At 68.4% G+C, this 16248-nt stretch carries 12 protein-coding genes; all 12 read right to left on the reverse strand.

Annotated features, from left to right (window positions below):
* Window positions 1–225: 225 nt before the first annotated feature.
* Complete coding sequence (locus ACWKV7_RS23080) at window positions 226–720, reverse strand: type IV pilus assembly protein FimV (protein ID WP_483860051.1); 495 nt, start codon at window positions 718–720, stop codon at window positions 226–228.
* 10 nt (window positions 721–730) lie between these two features.
* Window positions 731–3904 (reverse strand): DUF6519 domain-containing protein, encoded by a 3174-nt coding sequence (locus ACWKV7_RS23085; RefSeq protein ID WP_483860052.1) that lies wholly within the window; start codon window positions 3902–3904, stop codon window positions 731–733.
* A gap of 15 nt (window positions 3905–3919) precedes the next feature.
* The gene (locus ACWKV7_RS23090) at window positions 3920–5989 is read right to left on the reverse strand and encodes a hypothetical protein (protein ID WP_483860053.1); all 2070 of its coding nucleotides are present in this window, start codon (window positions 5987–5989) and stop codon (window positions 3920–3922) included.
* Complete coding sequence (locus tag ACWKV7_RS23095; protein WP_483860054.1) at window positions 5986–8784, reverse strand: putative baseplate assembly protein; 2799 nt, start codon at window positions 8782–8784, stop codon at window positions 5986–5988. Before ACWKV7_RS23095 ends, ACWKV7_RS23090 begins: the two co-directional genes overlap by 4 nt.
* Window positions 8784–11354, reverse strand: coding sequence for a putative baseplate assembly protein (locus tag ACWKV7_RS23100; protein WP_483860055.1), 2571 nt, complete (start codon window positions 11352–11354; stop codon window positions 8784–8786). The genes ACWKV7_RS23095 and ACWKV7_RS23100 overlap by 1 nt, the downstream gene beginning before the upstream one ends.
* Window positions 11351–11719: a GPW/gp25 family protein gene (locus tag ACWKV7_RS23105; protein ID WP_483860056.1), complete on the reverse strand. Its 369-nt coding sequence runs from the start codon at window positions 11717–11719 to the stop codon at window positions 11351–11353. The genes ACWKV7_RS23100 and ACWKV7_RS23105 overlap by 4 nt, the downstream gene beginning before the upstream one ends.
* A 2-nt stretch (window positions 11720–11721) precedes the next feature.
* On the reverse strand, window positions 11722–12042 hold the full coding sequence (locus tag ACWKV7_RS23110) for a hypothetical protein (RefSeq protein ID WP_483860057.1): 321 nt from the start codon (window positions 12040–12042) through the stop codon (window positions 11722–11724).
* Between the two features lie 90 nt (window positions 12043–12132).
* Entirely contained in the window at window positions 12133–12645 is a 513-nt protein-coding gene (locus ACWKV7_RS23115; RefSeq protein WP_483860058.1) for a phage baseplate assembly protein V, read from the reverse strand.
* Window positions 12642–13781, reverse strand: a complete 1140-nt coding sequence (locus ACWKV7_RS23120; protein WP_483860059.1) for a hypothetical protein — start codon at window positions 13779–13781, stop codon at window positions 12642–12644. The genes ACWKV7_RS23115 and ACWKV7_RS23120 overlap by 4 nt, the downstream gene beginning before the upstream one ends.
* The gene (locus ACWKV7_RS23125) at window positions 13774–14136 is read right to left on the reverse strand and encodes a hypothetical protein (protein ID WP_483860060.1); all 363 of its coding nucleotides are present in this window, start codon (window positions 14134–14136) and stop codon (window positions 13774–13776) included. Before ACWKV7_RS23125 ends, ACWKV7_RS23120 begins: the two co-directional genes overlap by 8 nt.
* A complete protein-coding gene (locus ACWKV7_RS23130) occupies window positions 14133–14789 on the reverse strand; it encodes a hypothetical protein (protein ID WP_483860061.1) in 657 nt (218 codons plus the stop codon). The genes ACWKV7_RS23125 and ACWKV7_RS23130 overlap by 4 nt, the downstream gene beginning before the upstream one ends.
* Before the next feature lie 91 nt (window positions 14790–14880).
* On the reverse strand, window positions 14881–16236 hold the full coding sequence (locus ACWKV7_RS23135; RefSeq protein ID WP_483860062.1) for an eCIS core domain-containing protein: 1356 nt from the start codon (window positions 16234–16236) through the stop codon (window positions 14881–14883).
* Window positions 16237–16248 lie beyond the last annotated feature (12 nt).

A 16248-nucleotide genomic window follows, 5' to 3' on the forward strand; every position in this document is an offset into this window, starting at 1 on the left:
CCTCCAGTCGAGTACGAGAAGGCAACCGCCTGAAATCCCCTATTCGGGTGTCCACTAAAACTTGACCACGACAAAGTGACTCGGCCGGGGGGCCGAAACCAGAAGCATCATCGAAACACAGCAATCAGCCAGCGCACCAACCAGCCGGCACAGAAAACTCCCACACAATCTTGCCAGTCCGGTGTTTCCAGAAGCCTTTCCCCCACAATATGCGAAGAACCTTTCTCACAGGCCGCCGAGATCCTTCAGCAGACGCTCCAGCGCCGTGCCAAAACGCTTGCGCCGCTCGCTCAGATCCTGCTTACGCTGGTCGTTGCTCTTGCCGATCTCGCCGAGTAGCTGCTTCAGCGTCGCATCGTTACCGATGGCGCGGATCAGGTTCTTGTCCTTGAGCAGCGCCGCGGTTGCGGCGACCTGCGCCTGGGCCGCTTCGGTACGGGCCGCGAGGTGTTTGTCGTAGGCGCCGAGGTCCTCGCGTAACTGGTCGACGATCTGTTGGTCGGGGCTTTCCAGGGCGCGCCGGGTCTTGCTGCGTAGCTCCGGTAGGTCGGGCACCTTGAGGATGGTGCCGGCGCGCAGTGTGCCGATGTCGCCAAGTTGCGGATTGGCCTTGAGCAGTGCCGCCTCGACCTTTTCCTTCTGTTTGGGCGTGAGGCGCACGAACAGCTTGCTGGAGATGTCCCCGAGGCTCTTTTCGCCGCGAAAGGTGGTGATGGCCATGGTATTTCTCCTAGACGCCGATGATGTTGGTCAGGGCAATATCCGGGGGCACCGTGCTACCGCTGAACACATCGATGTTGCCGGTGCTGGTGTTGCCGATGACGATGGCGCGCTCGATTTGTGGGTGCAGGCGCAACGTGTCGATGTTGCGGGCTCCTTTCAAGCGGTTATTGCTGACGTTGAGCGTGCGCGCTTGCAACTCGCCCAATTGCACCGCATCGCTGGCAAAGCCGAAAACTTCACAGTGATTGGCGGCGAACAGGCAGTGCTCCAACCCGCCGCAGAGAATGAGCGGCGCGCTGGTCAGGTGCGCGCGCAACTGGTTGCCCTGGATCGACAGGCCGGCCGGAATCAGCGCCACGGCGAAGGCACGGTTGGCGGTGAGCAGATAGGCCGACTCGGCGCCGCCGACGAAATAGGCGGTGGTGAAATGGCCGCTGCCGCCGACCTGCGTGGGCGCGATGCGGATCGCGCGCCAGACGATCGGCGCGGTGCCCGGCTGGGCGCCTTCGCCGAGCCGGTCGACGAAGTTGGCGTCGATCGCCACACGGTCGAACGGCGGCACGATATGGATCGCGGCGATCTCGCCGCCGCTGCGGTCCGGGCCGATGGCGAACAAGCGATTGCCGGCGATGCGCAACTGGCCGACCGCCACTGCGCGCAGGGCGTCCACCGCCGGCGAGGCGATGGCGGCGCGGGCCACATCGGCGACGAGGTTGTCGCACAAATCGCCACGCTCGACGCGGATCAACTGGATGGCGGCAAAGGCACTGGCTTCGTTGTTGGCGGCCAACCCGAGCTGACGGCAGCGGTTGCCGCTGAACGCCAGCACCCCGGCCGCGCCGCCTTCGCCCATGGCCAGGGCCGCCAGCCCCATGCGCTCGATGACGTTATCGGCAATGCGCGCGTTCTCCAGCCGATGGGTGACGAGCATGGCGTTGCCCTGCAGGGCCTTCAGCCGGTTGCCCTGGATCAGCACATCGTCCAGCGCCACCGCGTCCAACCCTTCTTCCAGCACGATACCGTCGCCGCTGCGCTCGCCAAGCCCGGTAATCTCGTTGTTCTCGATGCGCAGCCCATCCACTCCGGCGCGAATGCCGCCGCCGCTGGTGTAGATCACGTTGTCCGCGACCGTGAATGGCGAGCCGGGCAGGACCGCGCCGGTGGCGACGATGGCCGTCTGCTCGCCGTTGAACATGAGGTTTTCGCCGAGGCGGGTGTTGCCGTAATGCAGGCAGGTGCCCTCGAAATCGACGGCGCGCTGGCTGCAGAAGAACAGGCTGCGGGCTACGCGCAGCTCGCCGGTCAGCAGGTAGCTCTGCTGGTCGGCCTCGACCACGGCGATACCGCGCTCGGCCACCAGGGCGCAGTCGCTGACGCTGGCGCCGAGGAGGTAGCCGGACAGGCCGATGCCGACGCTGGTGCCGTCGCCCACGGCGAGGCCGAGCACGTTGACGTGTTCGATGCGCAGATCGACGGAATTGTGCACGTCGATCATCGGCGTACTGCCGGCGCGCGTGGCGGAGCCGATGACGCTGAGGTTCTCCAGCGCGACGCCGGTGCTGGCGCTGATCTCCATCACCGTGGCCGGCTCGCTGCCGACCAGCTGGGTCGCCCAGCCCTGGCCACGAATGCGCAGCGAGCGGGCACCGTCGACGCTCAACGGGGTATCGATGTTGTAGCTGCCGATGCCCAGGCAGATAGTGCCGCCGCTGTCCTTGATCGAGTCGATGGCCTGCTGCAGGGTCGCGCTGCCGCTGTTGTGGCCTTCGGCACTGACGCAGACGCTGCAGTCGCAGCCTTCGCCTTCGGCCAGCGGCGGCCACAGGATGCGGCAGTCGGTTTCGTTGTCGGGGAAGTCGATCACCGCCAGCCGCGCGTAGTGGTGGTGGATGCCCAGCGGCGGAGCCTGGTCGAGCAGTTCGATGCTGGCGTCTACGCTACGGGCGGCGAATACCCAGTAATCGCCGCTGTGGAACTGGCCGCCGGCCGGGTCGAGACTGAACTCGACGAGGATGCCGTGTTCGAGGAACAGGCGGGTACCCGCCGGCGGGATGGTGATCTCGCCGCTGGCCAGCGGCGCATTCAGGTTGTGCACCTCGGTGCCATCCTCGCGGCGCACCAGGCCGGACTGGTCCCAGCGGCGCACGCGGGTATTGCGTGCCGCTTCGGTGGCCTGCTGGGCGTCGGTGGGGAACAGGCCGGGGTCCAGGTCGGTGTCGAACTCCAGGGTGCGCGCGGTTTCGTCCACACCGCCGGCGACGCGAATCCGCCGTAGCTGGCCGGGCAGGTTGTGCAGTTCGAGCCAGTCGTCGGTCACTTCGACCCAGTCGCCATCGTGGAAGCGCAGCACCTCGTCGCGGCCGATGCTCTCGACGGTAATGCGGTCGCGCGCCGGGTTGATGTGGGTTACCCGTGAGGCGACGCTGGCGTTGTCCCGCGACCATTTGAAGGTGGCCTCGCCAAGCACGCCACCCTGGTGCACCTCGACGCGGTAGAGCTGATTCTCCAGCCCGCGATAACCGGCGGCGGGCGGTACCTGGCAGGGGTCCGGCTCGAAACTGGGGTCGCCGGTGGCGGTGGACAGCCGGCCGGCCGAAGGCGCGGTCGCCTCCAGCCAGCCGGGAATCTCGTCGTCGCTGGTGGCGCAGCTGATGTCGCCGACATCGGCCAGCAGCTTGACCTGCCAGACCGTCTGCAGGCGGCCGGTGGTGTCCACGCCGACGGCTTTCTCCACCAATCCGGGCAGGTTCACCGCGCTCAGTTCGCGCTGCCAGACGTCCACGTAGACCAGGTGCGGGCCGCCGTCGGGCAGTTCCGGAGGGTTGGGGTAATAGGGTTGGGCGGCGTAGTCCAGCGGCAGGCTGCCGGTCAGTTCGGCCAGGCGCGGCTCCCAGACATCCGGCGTCGCACCGTGGTTTTCCGCCAGCAGGCCGTCGACGTAGATGCGCCCCGGGCCGATGCTCAGGGCGCCGCCGTCGGCTTCGATGCGAAAGCCGTCCGGCGTGATGCGCGGCACCACGTTGCCGCCGTAGGTGTCCAGCGAGCCGGCTTGCAGGCGTCGCGCCAGTTGCGCGACCCATTCGTTCCAGTCGGCGTCCAGTTGGACGCGCCCCTGTTGCATGACCACGCCGAGAAAATCCTGGCGGGCGTCGAAGCGGATGCGGCTCAGGTCGAAACTCATAATGGGTTCCCTCCCTCAGGATTCGTGGAAGATGCCGGCGTGCAGGCCGACCCGCAGGTACTCCGCCAGGCGGATACGCAGGTTGGTTACCCGTTGGGCACCGTAGAGATGGTGGAACACGCCCATTTCGCTCTCGTCGTCGGCGCCGCGCAGTACCTCGCCAGGTGTCGAGGCACCGAGCTGGCCGTAGGCGGGCGTGCCATAGCGCAGCGAGGTGAAGCGTGGCGCGATGCTCTGGGCGGTCGCGGCGGAGTTCGGCTGGCAGCGATGGCGGCGCGGCACGATGGAGTCGAACGGCAGCCAGCTGAAGCGCACGCAGCCGACCTGCTTGCGCGCGGCGCGCACCGGGGCCGTCCAGCTGTCGGCCTCGGCCAGTGCGGCGAACAGGATGCTGTTGGAGATCAGCCCGACCTCGGCGGTGTGCAGCTTGCCGACCAGGGTGCAGGCCTTCAGCGACAGCACCGCACCGGGGGCTTCGCCATCGGGCGCGGCGAAGGCCACGCCGTCGCGCGCGGTGGCGTCGATCAGGCTGTCATAGGCCTCGACCTGGGCGCGCTCATGGGCGCGAATGGCGCCGATGATGCAGCGGTCGATCTCCGCCTGCAGGCCGGCGATGGCCAGTTGCAGGCTCGGGGTGGTGGCCTGCAACGGCTGGCCGGTGCTGTCCAACTCGATGCCTGGCACCAGGGTGCAGTGCGACAGCTGCAAGTGTTTCAGCCGATTGCCGGGGTCGTCCGGCACCCGCAGCGGCGCGCCGGCGATCAGCAGGCCCTTGAGCAGGCAGGCGCTGTTGTCCTCGCCGGTGATGGTCAGGGCACCGAGCACCAGGGTCGGTCGGCGGTGGTTGGCCGCACGGATTTCCACGGCGCCACCGGCCTGCACGGTGATTCCCAAGGTTTCCTCGTAGCGGCCGTTGTCGGTGATCTCGATCACGCCGTTGCCGGCGATCTCGATCAGCGCGGCGACCAGGGTCGGCTGGTCGTCTGGCACGTGCACCAATGGGGTGCCTGCCGGCAGGTCGGCGCCGCGCTCGTATTCACCGCCGCCGATATCGGCGGAAAAGCCTTCGTGCCAGGTCAGGCGCACATCGTCGGAGTCCGCCGCGTCGAGGGGCAGGGCGATGCGCCCGAGCAGCGGGTCGATGGCGTAGCAGCCGTCGGGCGGCGGCGTATGGGCCCAGCCGGCGCCGTCGTCGCCAAGGTGGCAGATGCAGATCTGCTCGCGCTCGATCAGGCTGCCGTCGACCCACAGGTTCAGGCTCGGCGCGGGGTTGTCGACCGGCGCCAGGGCGTTGGCGCGGGTGCCGTAGTAGCGGGCGAGATGGGCGGAGAGGCGGCGACGCGACAGCGGCAGGGGCACGTTGTCCGGTTCGGCCAGGTGGCTGATGTCGTCTTCCGCCAGCGGCCGGTTGTACAGCGGCAGGTCATGGCCCAGGGGGCTGGCGCGGTAGCGGCGCGGGCCCTGCCGCGGGCAGGGCGAGGCGCTGCGGGGATAGGCTTGCAGGCGCCACAGGTGCAGGCCGACGTTGGGAATGTTGTGGCGACCGCGGCCGGAGTCGATGCGCCGCACATCGACGCTGCGGTTGGCGGTCTCGAAGGCGCTGCCGAGCCATTCCAGCGCCTCGCCCTGGCGCATATCCGGGGCTTGGAGCGCCTGCGGCCGCAGGTGGTTCATGTACTGGGTTGCGCACAGGCGCTGGAAGTATTCCACCGCCTTGGCATCCCAGCCGGTGACGTCGCGGGCCAGTTGTTCGAGCACCAGGGCAGTACCCTTGCGTCGGCGCAGGGCGATGGTATGGGCGACCTCGGCACGCGGGCTGGCGACCTTGGGCGCCACCCGGTGCAGGCTCTGGTAGCCGATCAGGTCGCCGATATAGGGCACTACCCAGTCGGCGCAGGTTTCGATGAACAGATCGTCGTAGAGTTGTTCGAGGCTCTCGTCGGCGATGGCGATCTGCTCGGCGAGCACTGCCACCAGTTCCTCCAGCGGCCCGCGTTCCAGCCCTTCGGCCGCCGCCAGCTCGGCATCGCGGATGCGGTGGATGGCCGGCAGCAGCGCATAGAGCGCCTGGGCATCGGCATTCATGGCAGCACCTCCAGTTCGATGGGCGCGTCGGCCAGGGTCAGCAACTCGGCGGCCTGCGGTAAGCCGGTAATGGTGGCCACCGGCAGGGTGGCGAACAGCCGTGGCACCACACCGGGTGGCTGGCCCTGGCGATGCAGGCGGGTGACCTGCACCGCCAACACGCCGGCCACGCTTTGGGCGACGGCGGCCACCTCGTCCACCGAGACGGTCTGGCCGAAGTCGCGCCGGGCGAAGCTGAAGTGGTCGCGCAGCGCGCTATCCACGGCGGCGAGCACCTGTTCGCTGGCGTACTCGGCGAGCACCCTGACCGACAACCGGCAGCGGAAGCGCGCGTCCTGGTAGTCGACCATGCGCAGCGGCACCAGGGGGTCGCCGTAGGTGCCCAGGGCTGCGCGCAGGAAGGCATAGGTATCGCTGCTTTCCGGCACTTTGGCGCCGTCGACGCCGGCAATGGTCAGGAACACGCCGCGGGCGGGGCCGGCGGGAATCCATAGGGCATGGGCTTTGTCGATGCCGGCGAAGGCGCGGGCGAAGTTGGCGTAGTCGGCGATGGACACGGCGCGGTCCAGGGTCAGCACGGTCAGCGGCGCGTTGCTGCGCGCCCGCGCCAGCGGTTCGGCGTCTTCGCCGCCGGTCGCCGGTACCGGGTTGACCGCCTCGCTGACGCCCAGTGGCCGCGACAGCAGGGTGGTCAGCTTGCCGGCGGCCAGGTTGCCGCCGGCGCCGAGACCCTTGCGGTAGCGCACCCGCACATTGCTGTGCCCGCTGGGCAGGCGCGCGCCTTCGTTGCCGTCGCCGAACTGCAGGGTGGTGACGGCCTCGTCGTCCTCGGCGGTTTCATAGCGACGGGCATCGGCGGCGATCTGGTAGAGCGTCGGCACCTCCGTCCACAGCACGTCATTGACACGTACTTCCAGCGTCGAGGCGCGGCCGCTGGGGGTATTGGCGCTGACGTAGGTCAGCGGCGCCTGATTCAGGCGAAAGCGCTGGTTGGCCAGGCTGGCATTGCCGTCGCCGAGAATGCCCTCGACCGTTTCGCCATGAGTCGCGGGCGCCACGTTGGCATTGATGCGCAGGCCGGCGCGCTCGAACACATGTTCCAGCGACGCCTGCAACTTGAGATGGGTGCGGTCGCGGTCATGCGCGATGACTTCGTCGCCGCTGGCGATAAAAGCGATCTGCCGCACCTGCTCATCATCCTTGCGCCGGGCGGCGAGGCGGATTTCGTTGCCCTTGGCGGTCAGCGCGCCACGCCGGCCGTCGCGATCGAGCAGGGCCAGGCGCACGCGCACGCTGGCCTTGCCGATCAAGCCGGCGAACGCCTCGGCGTCCAGGGCAACCGGGGTGCTGCCGAATAGCCGGTCGGCCGGCGCCAGCATGAACAGCTCGTCGCCTTCGACCAGCGCGGCGCTGCCGCCTTCGTCGAGAGTCAGCGAGAGGCCCGTGGCGCCGGCGGCAATGGCGATGCGCTGACGCGTGCCGGAAAGCGCAAGGGGCTGGCCCGGCTGTAAGCCGTCGACGCGCCGGGCGAGGCTCAGCGTGTCTCCGTACACCGGATGGAGCAGCGGCAGCGGGGCGGCGATCAGTTCTTCGCTGTGCGCCAGCACCAGGGTGCGACGCAGCGGAAAGCGGCTGGCGGTGAGGTTCTCGGTGGTGTCCGGGGTAATCCGGGTGATCTTGCCGGAGAGCGCAAAGGCGTTGCGGCTGCGGTGCACCACCTGGCTGGCCCGGTACAGCTCGGTGTAGCCGGGCAGGTCGGCGCTACCCATGCCGGGCTGGTTGGACACCAGGGCGAACCAGCTGCCGGCGACGATCTTGGCGTTGTCGGTATCCAGGTCCACGGCGCTGGCATCGACCTGGAAGTTCTTCCACTGCCAATTGTTCGGGTTCGTATCAATGTCGATCAGCGCGCCGATATTGGAATCGCCGTTGCCCATCAGGTTCGGGTCCGGCGCGTTGTGGCCGAACAGCGCGGTGCGCTGGCGCAGGGCGAACACTTGCACGCCGACGCTGGCCGGCCCCATCGACGGGAACACGCTGCCCAGTGGGTGCTTCCAGAACACCCGTGTGCGCTGATTGTCGTTGTCCGCTTCGACCCCGGCGAGCACCCGCACGTCCCAGTGCTCGCTGCCGGGGTTAGCGATGCGGTCGGTGCCGACGATGAGGATCGCATCGCCCGGTTGCAGTTGGGTCGCGAGACCGGCGAGCCACAGTTCGCGGTCGCCGGAGTGCGGCGCCCAGGCCCGCGTACTCTGCGCCGGGATGGCATTCCACTCGGCCCGTGCCGGGGCTGGCGCTACGGTCTCGAAAGTCTGCGCCTGCTCGTCCTGGCCGGGCACACTCTGCACCCGCGTGCCGACCGGGATGACAATCGGCTCGGCCGGTGCGCCGGGCACGCTTTGCAGGGTGAAGGCCAGGTGGGTGCTGGCGGCCACGCCGGGTGCCGGGCGGTAGCCGATCAGCCGCGCCATCTGCCCCACCGAAAGCCGTTCGACGGCGGTGCGCAGGTAGTGCTCCTGGGCGTAGCGCTCGGTATAGAACGCCAGCACGTCCAGTGAGCAGGCCAGGGCATCGGCCAGCGCCAGGGTGAAATCGCTGTCCTCGCGGCTGGTCAGCGCCGCCAGCGCCGGGTAGTCGGTGCTCGACAGGCGTGCCCGCAGGCTTTCCATAAAGTCGCCGTGCTGGCCGATGCGATAGCCGATGGCCGGCAGGCTGGGAGGATTTTCGATGCGTTGCGGGGTCTGCGCATCGACACCGGCGCAGCAGCCGCAACCGGGCTTGGTCGAGGTGCTCATCACTTGCCTCCGTGCAGGTCGAGTCGCAGCACACCGTGCTCCGGAAAGTTGGGGTCGTTGTCCAGCCGGGCGATTTCCAGCCGGCCGAGCGGCAGGAAACCGTCGGCCAGGGGCTTGGCGTCGTCCTGCCCCTGGCGCTGCAAGCGCGTGACCTGTACCGAGGCGACGCCGGCCACGGTGCGCGCAGCGGCGTACAGCGGGCTGAGGTAGACGGTCTGGCCGAAGCTGAAGTTGTCCGGATGGAACAGGCCGAGAGTGCCGTCGGCGCGCCGGCGGCTGCTCAGTACATCGAGCAGGCCGCGGCGCACGTCGCTGCGGAAGTAGCCGGCCTTGACGCAGACCAGCAGGTCGATTTCCAGCGACACGTGCAGCGGTTCGTTGACGTGCAGGTCGTGCCCGGCCATGCGGTAGCGCTCAAGGTGCTCGACCACTCCAGTGGCGAAATCCGTGTCCACCGCCGCGCCACCTTCGCGGTCGACGGTGACGAACACCGTGTGCCAGCTGCCGGTCCAGCGCAGCCCCGCGGCGGCACGCTGCACGCCGCTCCGGCGCTCGGTGACTTCGGCGTAATCTGCCGGGGTCACCGCGCGCTCCTGGGTGCGGAAGGCATGGGGCGCGGCGCGGCGCACCTGCGCCATGCTCTCCGCGGCGACGCCGCCACGGGCCGGCAGCGGGTTGCGCACCGCCTCGATGCGCGCCTCGGCGGTCACCACATGGGCGATGCTGTCGGCGCCGACATTGCCCTGCGGCCCGTTGCCGACCCGGTAGAAGGCGAGGAACTCGGTGCCGGCGTCCGGCCGACGGCCGTGGGCGTCGTCGCCGAAACGCAGGCGGGCGCTGCCGTCGCTTTCGGTTTCCAGGACGAAATGGCGGTCGTCGGGCTTGCTGTCCAGCAGGTTGCGCTGGGCGCTCCATTGATCGGGCGCGGCGCCGCTGTGCAGGTGCAGGTCGGGGATCGCATCAGCGGTGCGCCAGCGCAGCGCCGCGCTGGCCGAGGCGTCGGGGTCGAACGGCACCCGCTCGTGCCGACGCAGGCCATTTTCCATGAAGCTGCGCAGCACCTGGCCCTGGTGGGTGACCGGGCCTTCGCCGAGCTGCGGGCGAAAGCGCGGCGGCAGCGGTTGCGGTGCACTCCGCTGGCAGGCGTCGCCGCGTGTTGGCGGGTAGTGAAGGGTGGGCTCCGGCACGCTGCCGAGGGCTTCGCCGTTAATGCTGCGGCCATGGTCGACCAGCAGATTGTTGCCCAGGGCGATGCTGACGTTGTTCAACTTCACCTGGCCGTGGGCCGGGTCGGTTTCGCTGGAAATGCACAGTGGCATCGGCAGGGCATCGTCCGCATGCCAGACGATCTCGGTGACCTCGCTGCCATCCAGCGGATCGGTGAGCGGGTTGACGCCATCGAAGGCGCGCACCTCGATCAGGCGCACCGCGTGGCGATGCTCGGGGTCGGCATCGGCCGGCTCGCCGGTAAGCGGGCCGAGTACCTCCTGGAAGATCAGCACATCGCCCGCCGCCAGGTCGGGGAAATGCCCGGCGAGGGTGGCGCGGGTGGCGCCGGCCGGCAGGCAGCAGCGCTCGTCGCTCCAGGTGTAGAAGGCGAACTGGTTATGGGCCTCGCGCAGTTCGAGCGAATCCATCATCGGCTCGAACACCAGCGGCGCGGCCAGCAGGGCCTGGCGCTCCTGTGGCGAGTCGGCGACCAGCCGCGGCGGCACGCCAGGCACGCGGGTGTAGAAGCGCAGGCCGGCGGGTAGGGCGAATGGCCCGCCGCTGACCTGCAGGTGCAGCCAGGCGCGGGCGTTGCAGCCTTCGTGCAGGGCGTAGTCCACCAGCAGCGCATGGCGGCGCAGGCTGCTGCGACGGCGCGCGCTGTGCAGGTAGGCTTCGGTTGCGACGGCATCCAGCCGGTAGTGCTGCAGGTCGCCGACGTAGGCGATCAGCTCGCCCAGGGTGGTGGCCAGGTCCGCCGGGCTGCGGTCGCGCCAGCCGGGCATCTGCCGGGAGAGGCGGTCCATGACCAGGCGACGCAGGCTGGCGTAGTCACGGGCCAGGTAGTTGATGTCGGCGGTGGGCGGCGGTTCGTCCGGGCAGTCGTGTTGCGGCTTGCAGTCGAAGTCGCTGGGGCACTCCACCTTGAAGGCGAAGTCGACGGCCGAAAGGCGCGGGTCGAAATCTGCCAGCGGAAGATCGCCGGGGCCGATCTGGAACAGCTGCAGGCGATAGCGCGAATGGTCGCCCTCGCTGTCGGTGCGCACCACCAGCATCTGGTCGGCGGCGTCCAGGCCGGTGAACAGCGCCTGCTCGGCCGCTGTGGCCTCGGCGGGCGGGGCGCTGGCGATGCCGACCCATTCGATGCCGACCTGGCGGATGCGCTCGCCGCCGCTGATGCGCAGGTTGTCGCGGTTGAGCCCGGCCGGCACTGGCTTGAGCAGACGGACCAGCAGGGTACGCTGGCGCGGGCTGTCGGCGGGGGCGTCGAGGTCGAGCACCTCCAGGTAATCGATGCCGTTGAGGGTGGCATGGGCATCCACCAGGGCGCGGCGGTTTTCTTCGCAGCAGGTGTAGATCATGGCGCACCGCCTTGCACGAAGGTGCTCTCGTGACGGGTATTGCTGCGGCGGATGCGGTACTGCACGACCACCGTCAGGCGCGCTTCGACGGCGCCAACCGTTACCGCTTCTATGTCGATCAGCTCCGCCAGCCATTGCTGCAAGGCCGCCTGCACGAGGAACTGGGTGGTGGCCGCCAGTTCCGGACTGTTGGGGGCGAACACCAGCTCGCGCAGGCCGCTGCCGAAGTCCGGGCGCATTACCCGTTCGCCCGGCGCGGTGAACAGCACCTGCTCGATCAGGCCGCGAATCCAGGTTTCCTCGTCCGCCTCGCGTGTGCGTCCGCGGCCGTCGAACATGTACGGGAAGTGCAAGCGCAGGGTCATGGTCAGCTCCCGATCACACGTGTCTGCGCCGCCACTGGCAGTAGCGGCGTGCCGTTCGGCGCGCACACCGCCTGGCTGTCCATCAGTACCAGTGGCTGGCCGTTGGAAAGCACCCGCGTCGCTGCCACCACCCACTGGCCGGTGACGCAGGGCACCGGGCTGCCGGAGACGTTGAACGGGCAGCCGGCGACCACGTAAGGCGCGCTCATCAGCACGGTCGGCTGGCCGCTGACCAGCACCCGCGGGTTGGGCGCGGTGGGCGTCGCGCTGCCGCCGTGGGCACAGAGCACGGTGGCGCCGACATGCAGCAGGGGGCCGGGCATGTCAGGGCCTCCCGGTGCGGTTGTAGTACTGCTTGGCTTGCCGATGAATAGGCATGTCAGAAATCCCTCCTGTGCCTTGTGCCCAGCCTGCTAGATCACCGTGAGCGCGCCGCTGTTGATGGTCACGGCGGGGCCCACCAGGGTGATCATGGCGCCCTTGCCGTTCTGGATATAAATGCCGGTGTCGTTGACGATCAGCGTCGCGCCGGTGGCGCTCTTGAGCATGATGCCGCCGGTGGGGCCGGGCAGGTCCGAGATGGTCACGCCGTTCTGCAGTGGCGTCTGCAGGGTGATCGCCGACAGCCCCGGCGGGGTGGCCAGGGCCAATGCCGGAATTTCCGCCGCGCTGCCCCAGAAGCAGCCGACCCAGATCGGAAAGTCCGGGTTGCCCTGCTCGAACTCCACCCAGACCCCGGAGCCGATCATCGGCAGCGCGACCATGCCGTTCTGGATGCCGGCGACCGGCACGCAGGGCATCGCCCAACTGGCCGGCACCAGGCCGGCTACATCCGGCACCTGTACCTGCAGGCGGCCCTGCTGCATGGGGTCGATGTTGTTCAGCACCATGCCCCGGTATTTGCCGTAGTAGCGTTGCTGGCTCATGCGGGCACCGTCGGGGTTATCGAGATCAGGCCGTTGCGGGTCAGGTTGAAGCTCTGCTTGAAGCTGCCGCGGGCGAGGGTGCTGGTGACGCTGGCGACGTAGTACAGGCCGTCGTAAGCGATGCCGGCACCGCGCACGCCGACCAGCCGGCGCGGCTTGAGGATGCGTCCGTAGCGCAGTACATCGAGGCTGCCGTTGGCGCTGACCGCGTCCTGGGATTTCTTCGCTTCGCCGAGGCCCGCCATGATCGCCTGCATGGGGTTCATCTTGGCGGTGTTCTTCATGATCTTGAGGTTGGCCAGCGGCGTGGACAGCAGGCCCAGCGGCGGCTGCAACGGATTGAGGTTGGGAATCGGGATCGGGATCGGCACGCGGGTCAGCTGGTTCTGGATGAACACGATGGGCAGCACGCCCTTGCTCGGGTCGAAGCTGAAATTCAGCGACTCGACGTTGGTGTGGGCGTCCATGTCGATGTTCAGCGCCGGCTGCGGCGGGCCGACCTTAATCTCCGGGCCGAAGTAGGCGATGTTGGTCAACGGCACCTCGCCCGGCTCGATGTAGAACACATGGCCGACTTCCTCGGCCAGCTGTTGGATGTAGGCCAGGTCCGTGCCCTGGTGCGCGGGAATGCGCTCGACGGGGATCGGCACGTCGAGGAAGAATTCCGGAATGGGCAGCGGAATGATGCCGAAGGCGGCGTACTTGGCGCAGATCAGCGCCACCCGCGCGGCGATGGGCATGGCCGGGTAGGGCAGCCCGGAGAAGTCGATCAGGTCCATCACCTTGGTCAGGTCCTCGCCGGTGATGGTGATGCTGCCGGGTTGGTTGTTCTGCCCGGCCTGTACCTCGACGTTGGTCACCACGCCATCGAACAGCGGCTGCGGCCGGCCCTCCAGGGTGACGATCAGCACCACCCGCAGCGGCGGCGTGCCGACGCTGGTGTTGTTGCCGACGGCGATCAGGAACAGGGTGTTCAGCTCCGACTTGCTGTTGATCTTGAAACGCAGCTGGAAGCCGCTGCCGCCGGTGGCGCTGCTGGTCACCCGCGCTTCTTCGAGCGCATCGATCAGCATGGCCGGTACCGGCAGCGGAATGATCGGCCCGATCAGCAGGGTGAGGTGCACGGCGTTACTCATCGACGCCTCCCGGAACGCCTTCGGGCAGGGTGATGCGCAGGCGCCGGCCGATGGTCTCGGTCAATTCCTGCGGGCGGAGCGCGCCGTTGCCGTCGCACAGCCGCCAGTATTGCTGCGGGTCGCCGAGGTAACGGGCGGCCAGGTTGTCCAGGCGGTCGCCGACCTCGATGCGGTGCTCACCGAGGCTGGCGAAGTTTTCCGGCGGTGGAATGAAACGGCGGCGCACGTAGCTCAGCGTCTCGCCGTCGGCACGGGTCCATTGGGCGATGTCCAGGCCGTGGTAGCGGCTGTCCGGGGCGAAGGCCGGAGCGGTGAGGGCGTTGGCCTGCATGAAGGCCTTGAGCGGATCGGTCATGGCAAGCCTCCGATGCCGAGGGCGTCGAAGCCGAAGGTCGCCGCCCTGGCCGCCAGCTTCTCACGCGATTGCAGGTAGGCCATGAACAGTCCGCCGCCCTTGTGCTCGAAGCCCAGGTCATCGACCGAGAGCACCCGCAGGCCGAGGTTGCAGGTGGCGTTGATCGGGTTGAGCCGGGGGTCGAAGGCTTCTTCGTTGATGGAAAAGTCGGTGACCCGCACCGGGGCGATGCGGTTGGCGCCCCAGACGAACAGCGCCAGGGACGATTCCATGGGCGCGATTTCCAGCGTGCCGGCGGCGGCCAGCGCCTTGTTGGCGAGCAGATCGGCGGCGGCCGGGTTGACCAGCGATTCGAGAATCGCCAGTTGCGGCGCGATGCCGACTTCGACCACCGCCTTGTGCTGCGCCGGAAACTCCAGCTGGTCGGCGGCGTCGATCTGCACTTCCAGCTGGAAGGTCTCCACCGCCGGGCCTTTCAGTCGTAGCGCTTCCGAGCGCTCGGCACCGTCCCCGGCGCCCTGCACCTGCAGGCTGCGGGTGAGCTTCTCCGGGTTGTATTGCAGGGCAATCACCCGCCGTACCTTGGCCGACTGCGGGTCGACCAGCACCAGGCCAGCCTTCACCAGTCGCGGGGTGCTGAGAAGCGTGCTCATGCCGGCATCCTGTTGTATGTCCGTGCGTTTGCGGCTCTGCTCATGAGTCGCGCTCCTGGCGTTGCGCCCGGCCAGGCCGGGCGATCATGAATTAGGTACAACTGCTGTGGCGGGAATAGCTGCTGGCGAAACTGCCGCTGACCACCACGGTGGTCACCCCTGGGCGGGCGCTGTCGAAGATGATTCGCGAGGCGCCCCGGTGCAGTCGCACGCAGCCATGGGAAGCCGGGTGGCTCGGCACGCTGGGGTAATAGTGGAAACCGACGCCGGAGCGCTGGAAGCCGCTGAAGTTCTGCAAGCCCAGCTTGGGCGTGACGCAGCTCTGCGCGCCGAGGGTGAAGGTGCCGATGGGCGTGCAGCAACTGCCGCTGCTGCGGCTGTGGTCCGGGTCGTTGCAACTGGTCTGGCCGGTCACCCCGGCACCGGTCGAACAGTTGATCACGCCGTCGCCGGTGATCCGCTGCACGATCTCCTCGGCTTCCGCGACGCTGTCCCCGGTCCAGTCGAGGGTGACCCGCTGGTTGGTCAGCGACACGTTGATCTGGCTGATGTAGGTGCGGGGAAAGTCCCTGGGCTGGGTGCTGGCGTGTTCGTTTTCCTTACCGGCGCAGATGGTCTCCTGGTACAGCTGCCAGCCAACCGGGGCGCGGGAAATGTTCGGCGGGGCTGTATGGACGGAGCCGGATGTCGCGCCCTGGCCGAGCCGCGGCGCGCTGTCCTGCTGCACCACGTGGGTCAGCTCGTGGGCCAACAGCGGCGCATAACGGCTGGCATCGACGTGATCGGAGAAATAGACGTGGTTGCCACGGGTTGCCGCCAGTGCGCCGATGCTGCGGGTGTACTGGTGCGACTGGGCGTCGTCGTGGATGCGCACGCCGGAGAAGTCCCGGCCGAAGAAGCTGCCCATCTCGCGCTGGACCGGCGCGGGCAGGGTACCGCCGCCGCTGCGGACCGACGGCTCGGCCGATACCGGCATCACCCGGTTGTCACCACGTTTGGTCAGCACCTCCTCGCCTTCCTTGGGGGCATCGCCGGCGCTGCTCGGCTCGCCGATGTTGCTTTCAGCGGTTTCATCGACGGAGCCACCGCCCTTGAGTTCGGCCGGAGCCGCCGTGGGCGAGGCTTTTTCTTCTTCGTCGCTTTGCTTCAGCACGGTTTGCGGCGAGGCGCTGAGCGGCAGGGCTTTCTTCTGCACCTGGCCTGGCCGCGTGCTCGACAGGTGCGCCGGCAGACCGGCGAACGGTTTGGCCAGGGGAGCCACCGAACGCGCCTGCATGAAACGCTGGGCCATCTGGTCGGCTTCGCTCTCCAGGCGCTGGCGCTGCCCCTGGCTCAGGCCGCCGCTGCTCCGGCTGGACCCGCGCGAGGAGCGCAAGGCCGCGCCGGCGTTCTGCTTGCGGCAGCTGTCGCACTGGTTGCAGTTGGCTGACTGGCTACATGATCCCATTGCGTTCACCGT

The sequence above is a fragment of the Zestomonas ipomoeae genome (assembly GCF_057128665.1).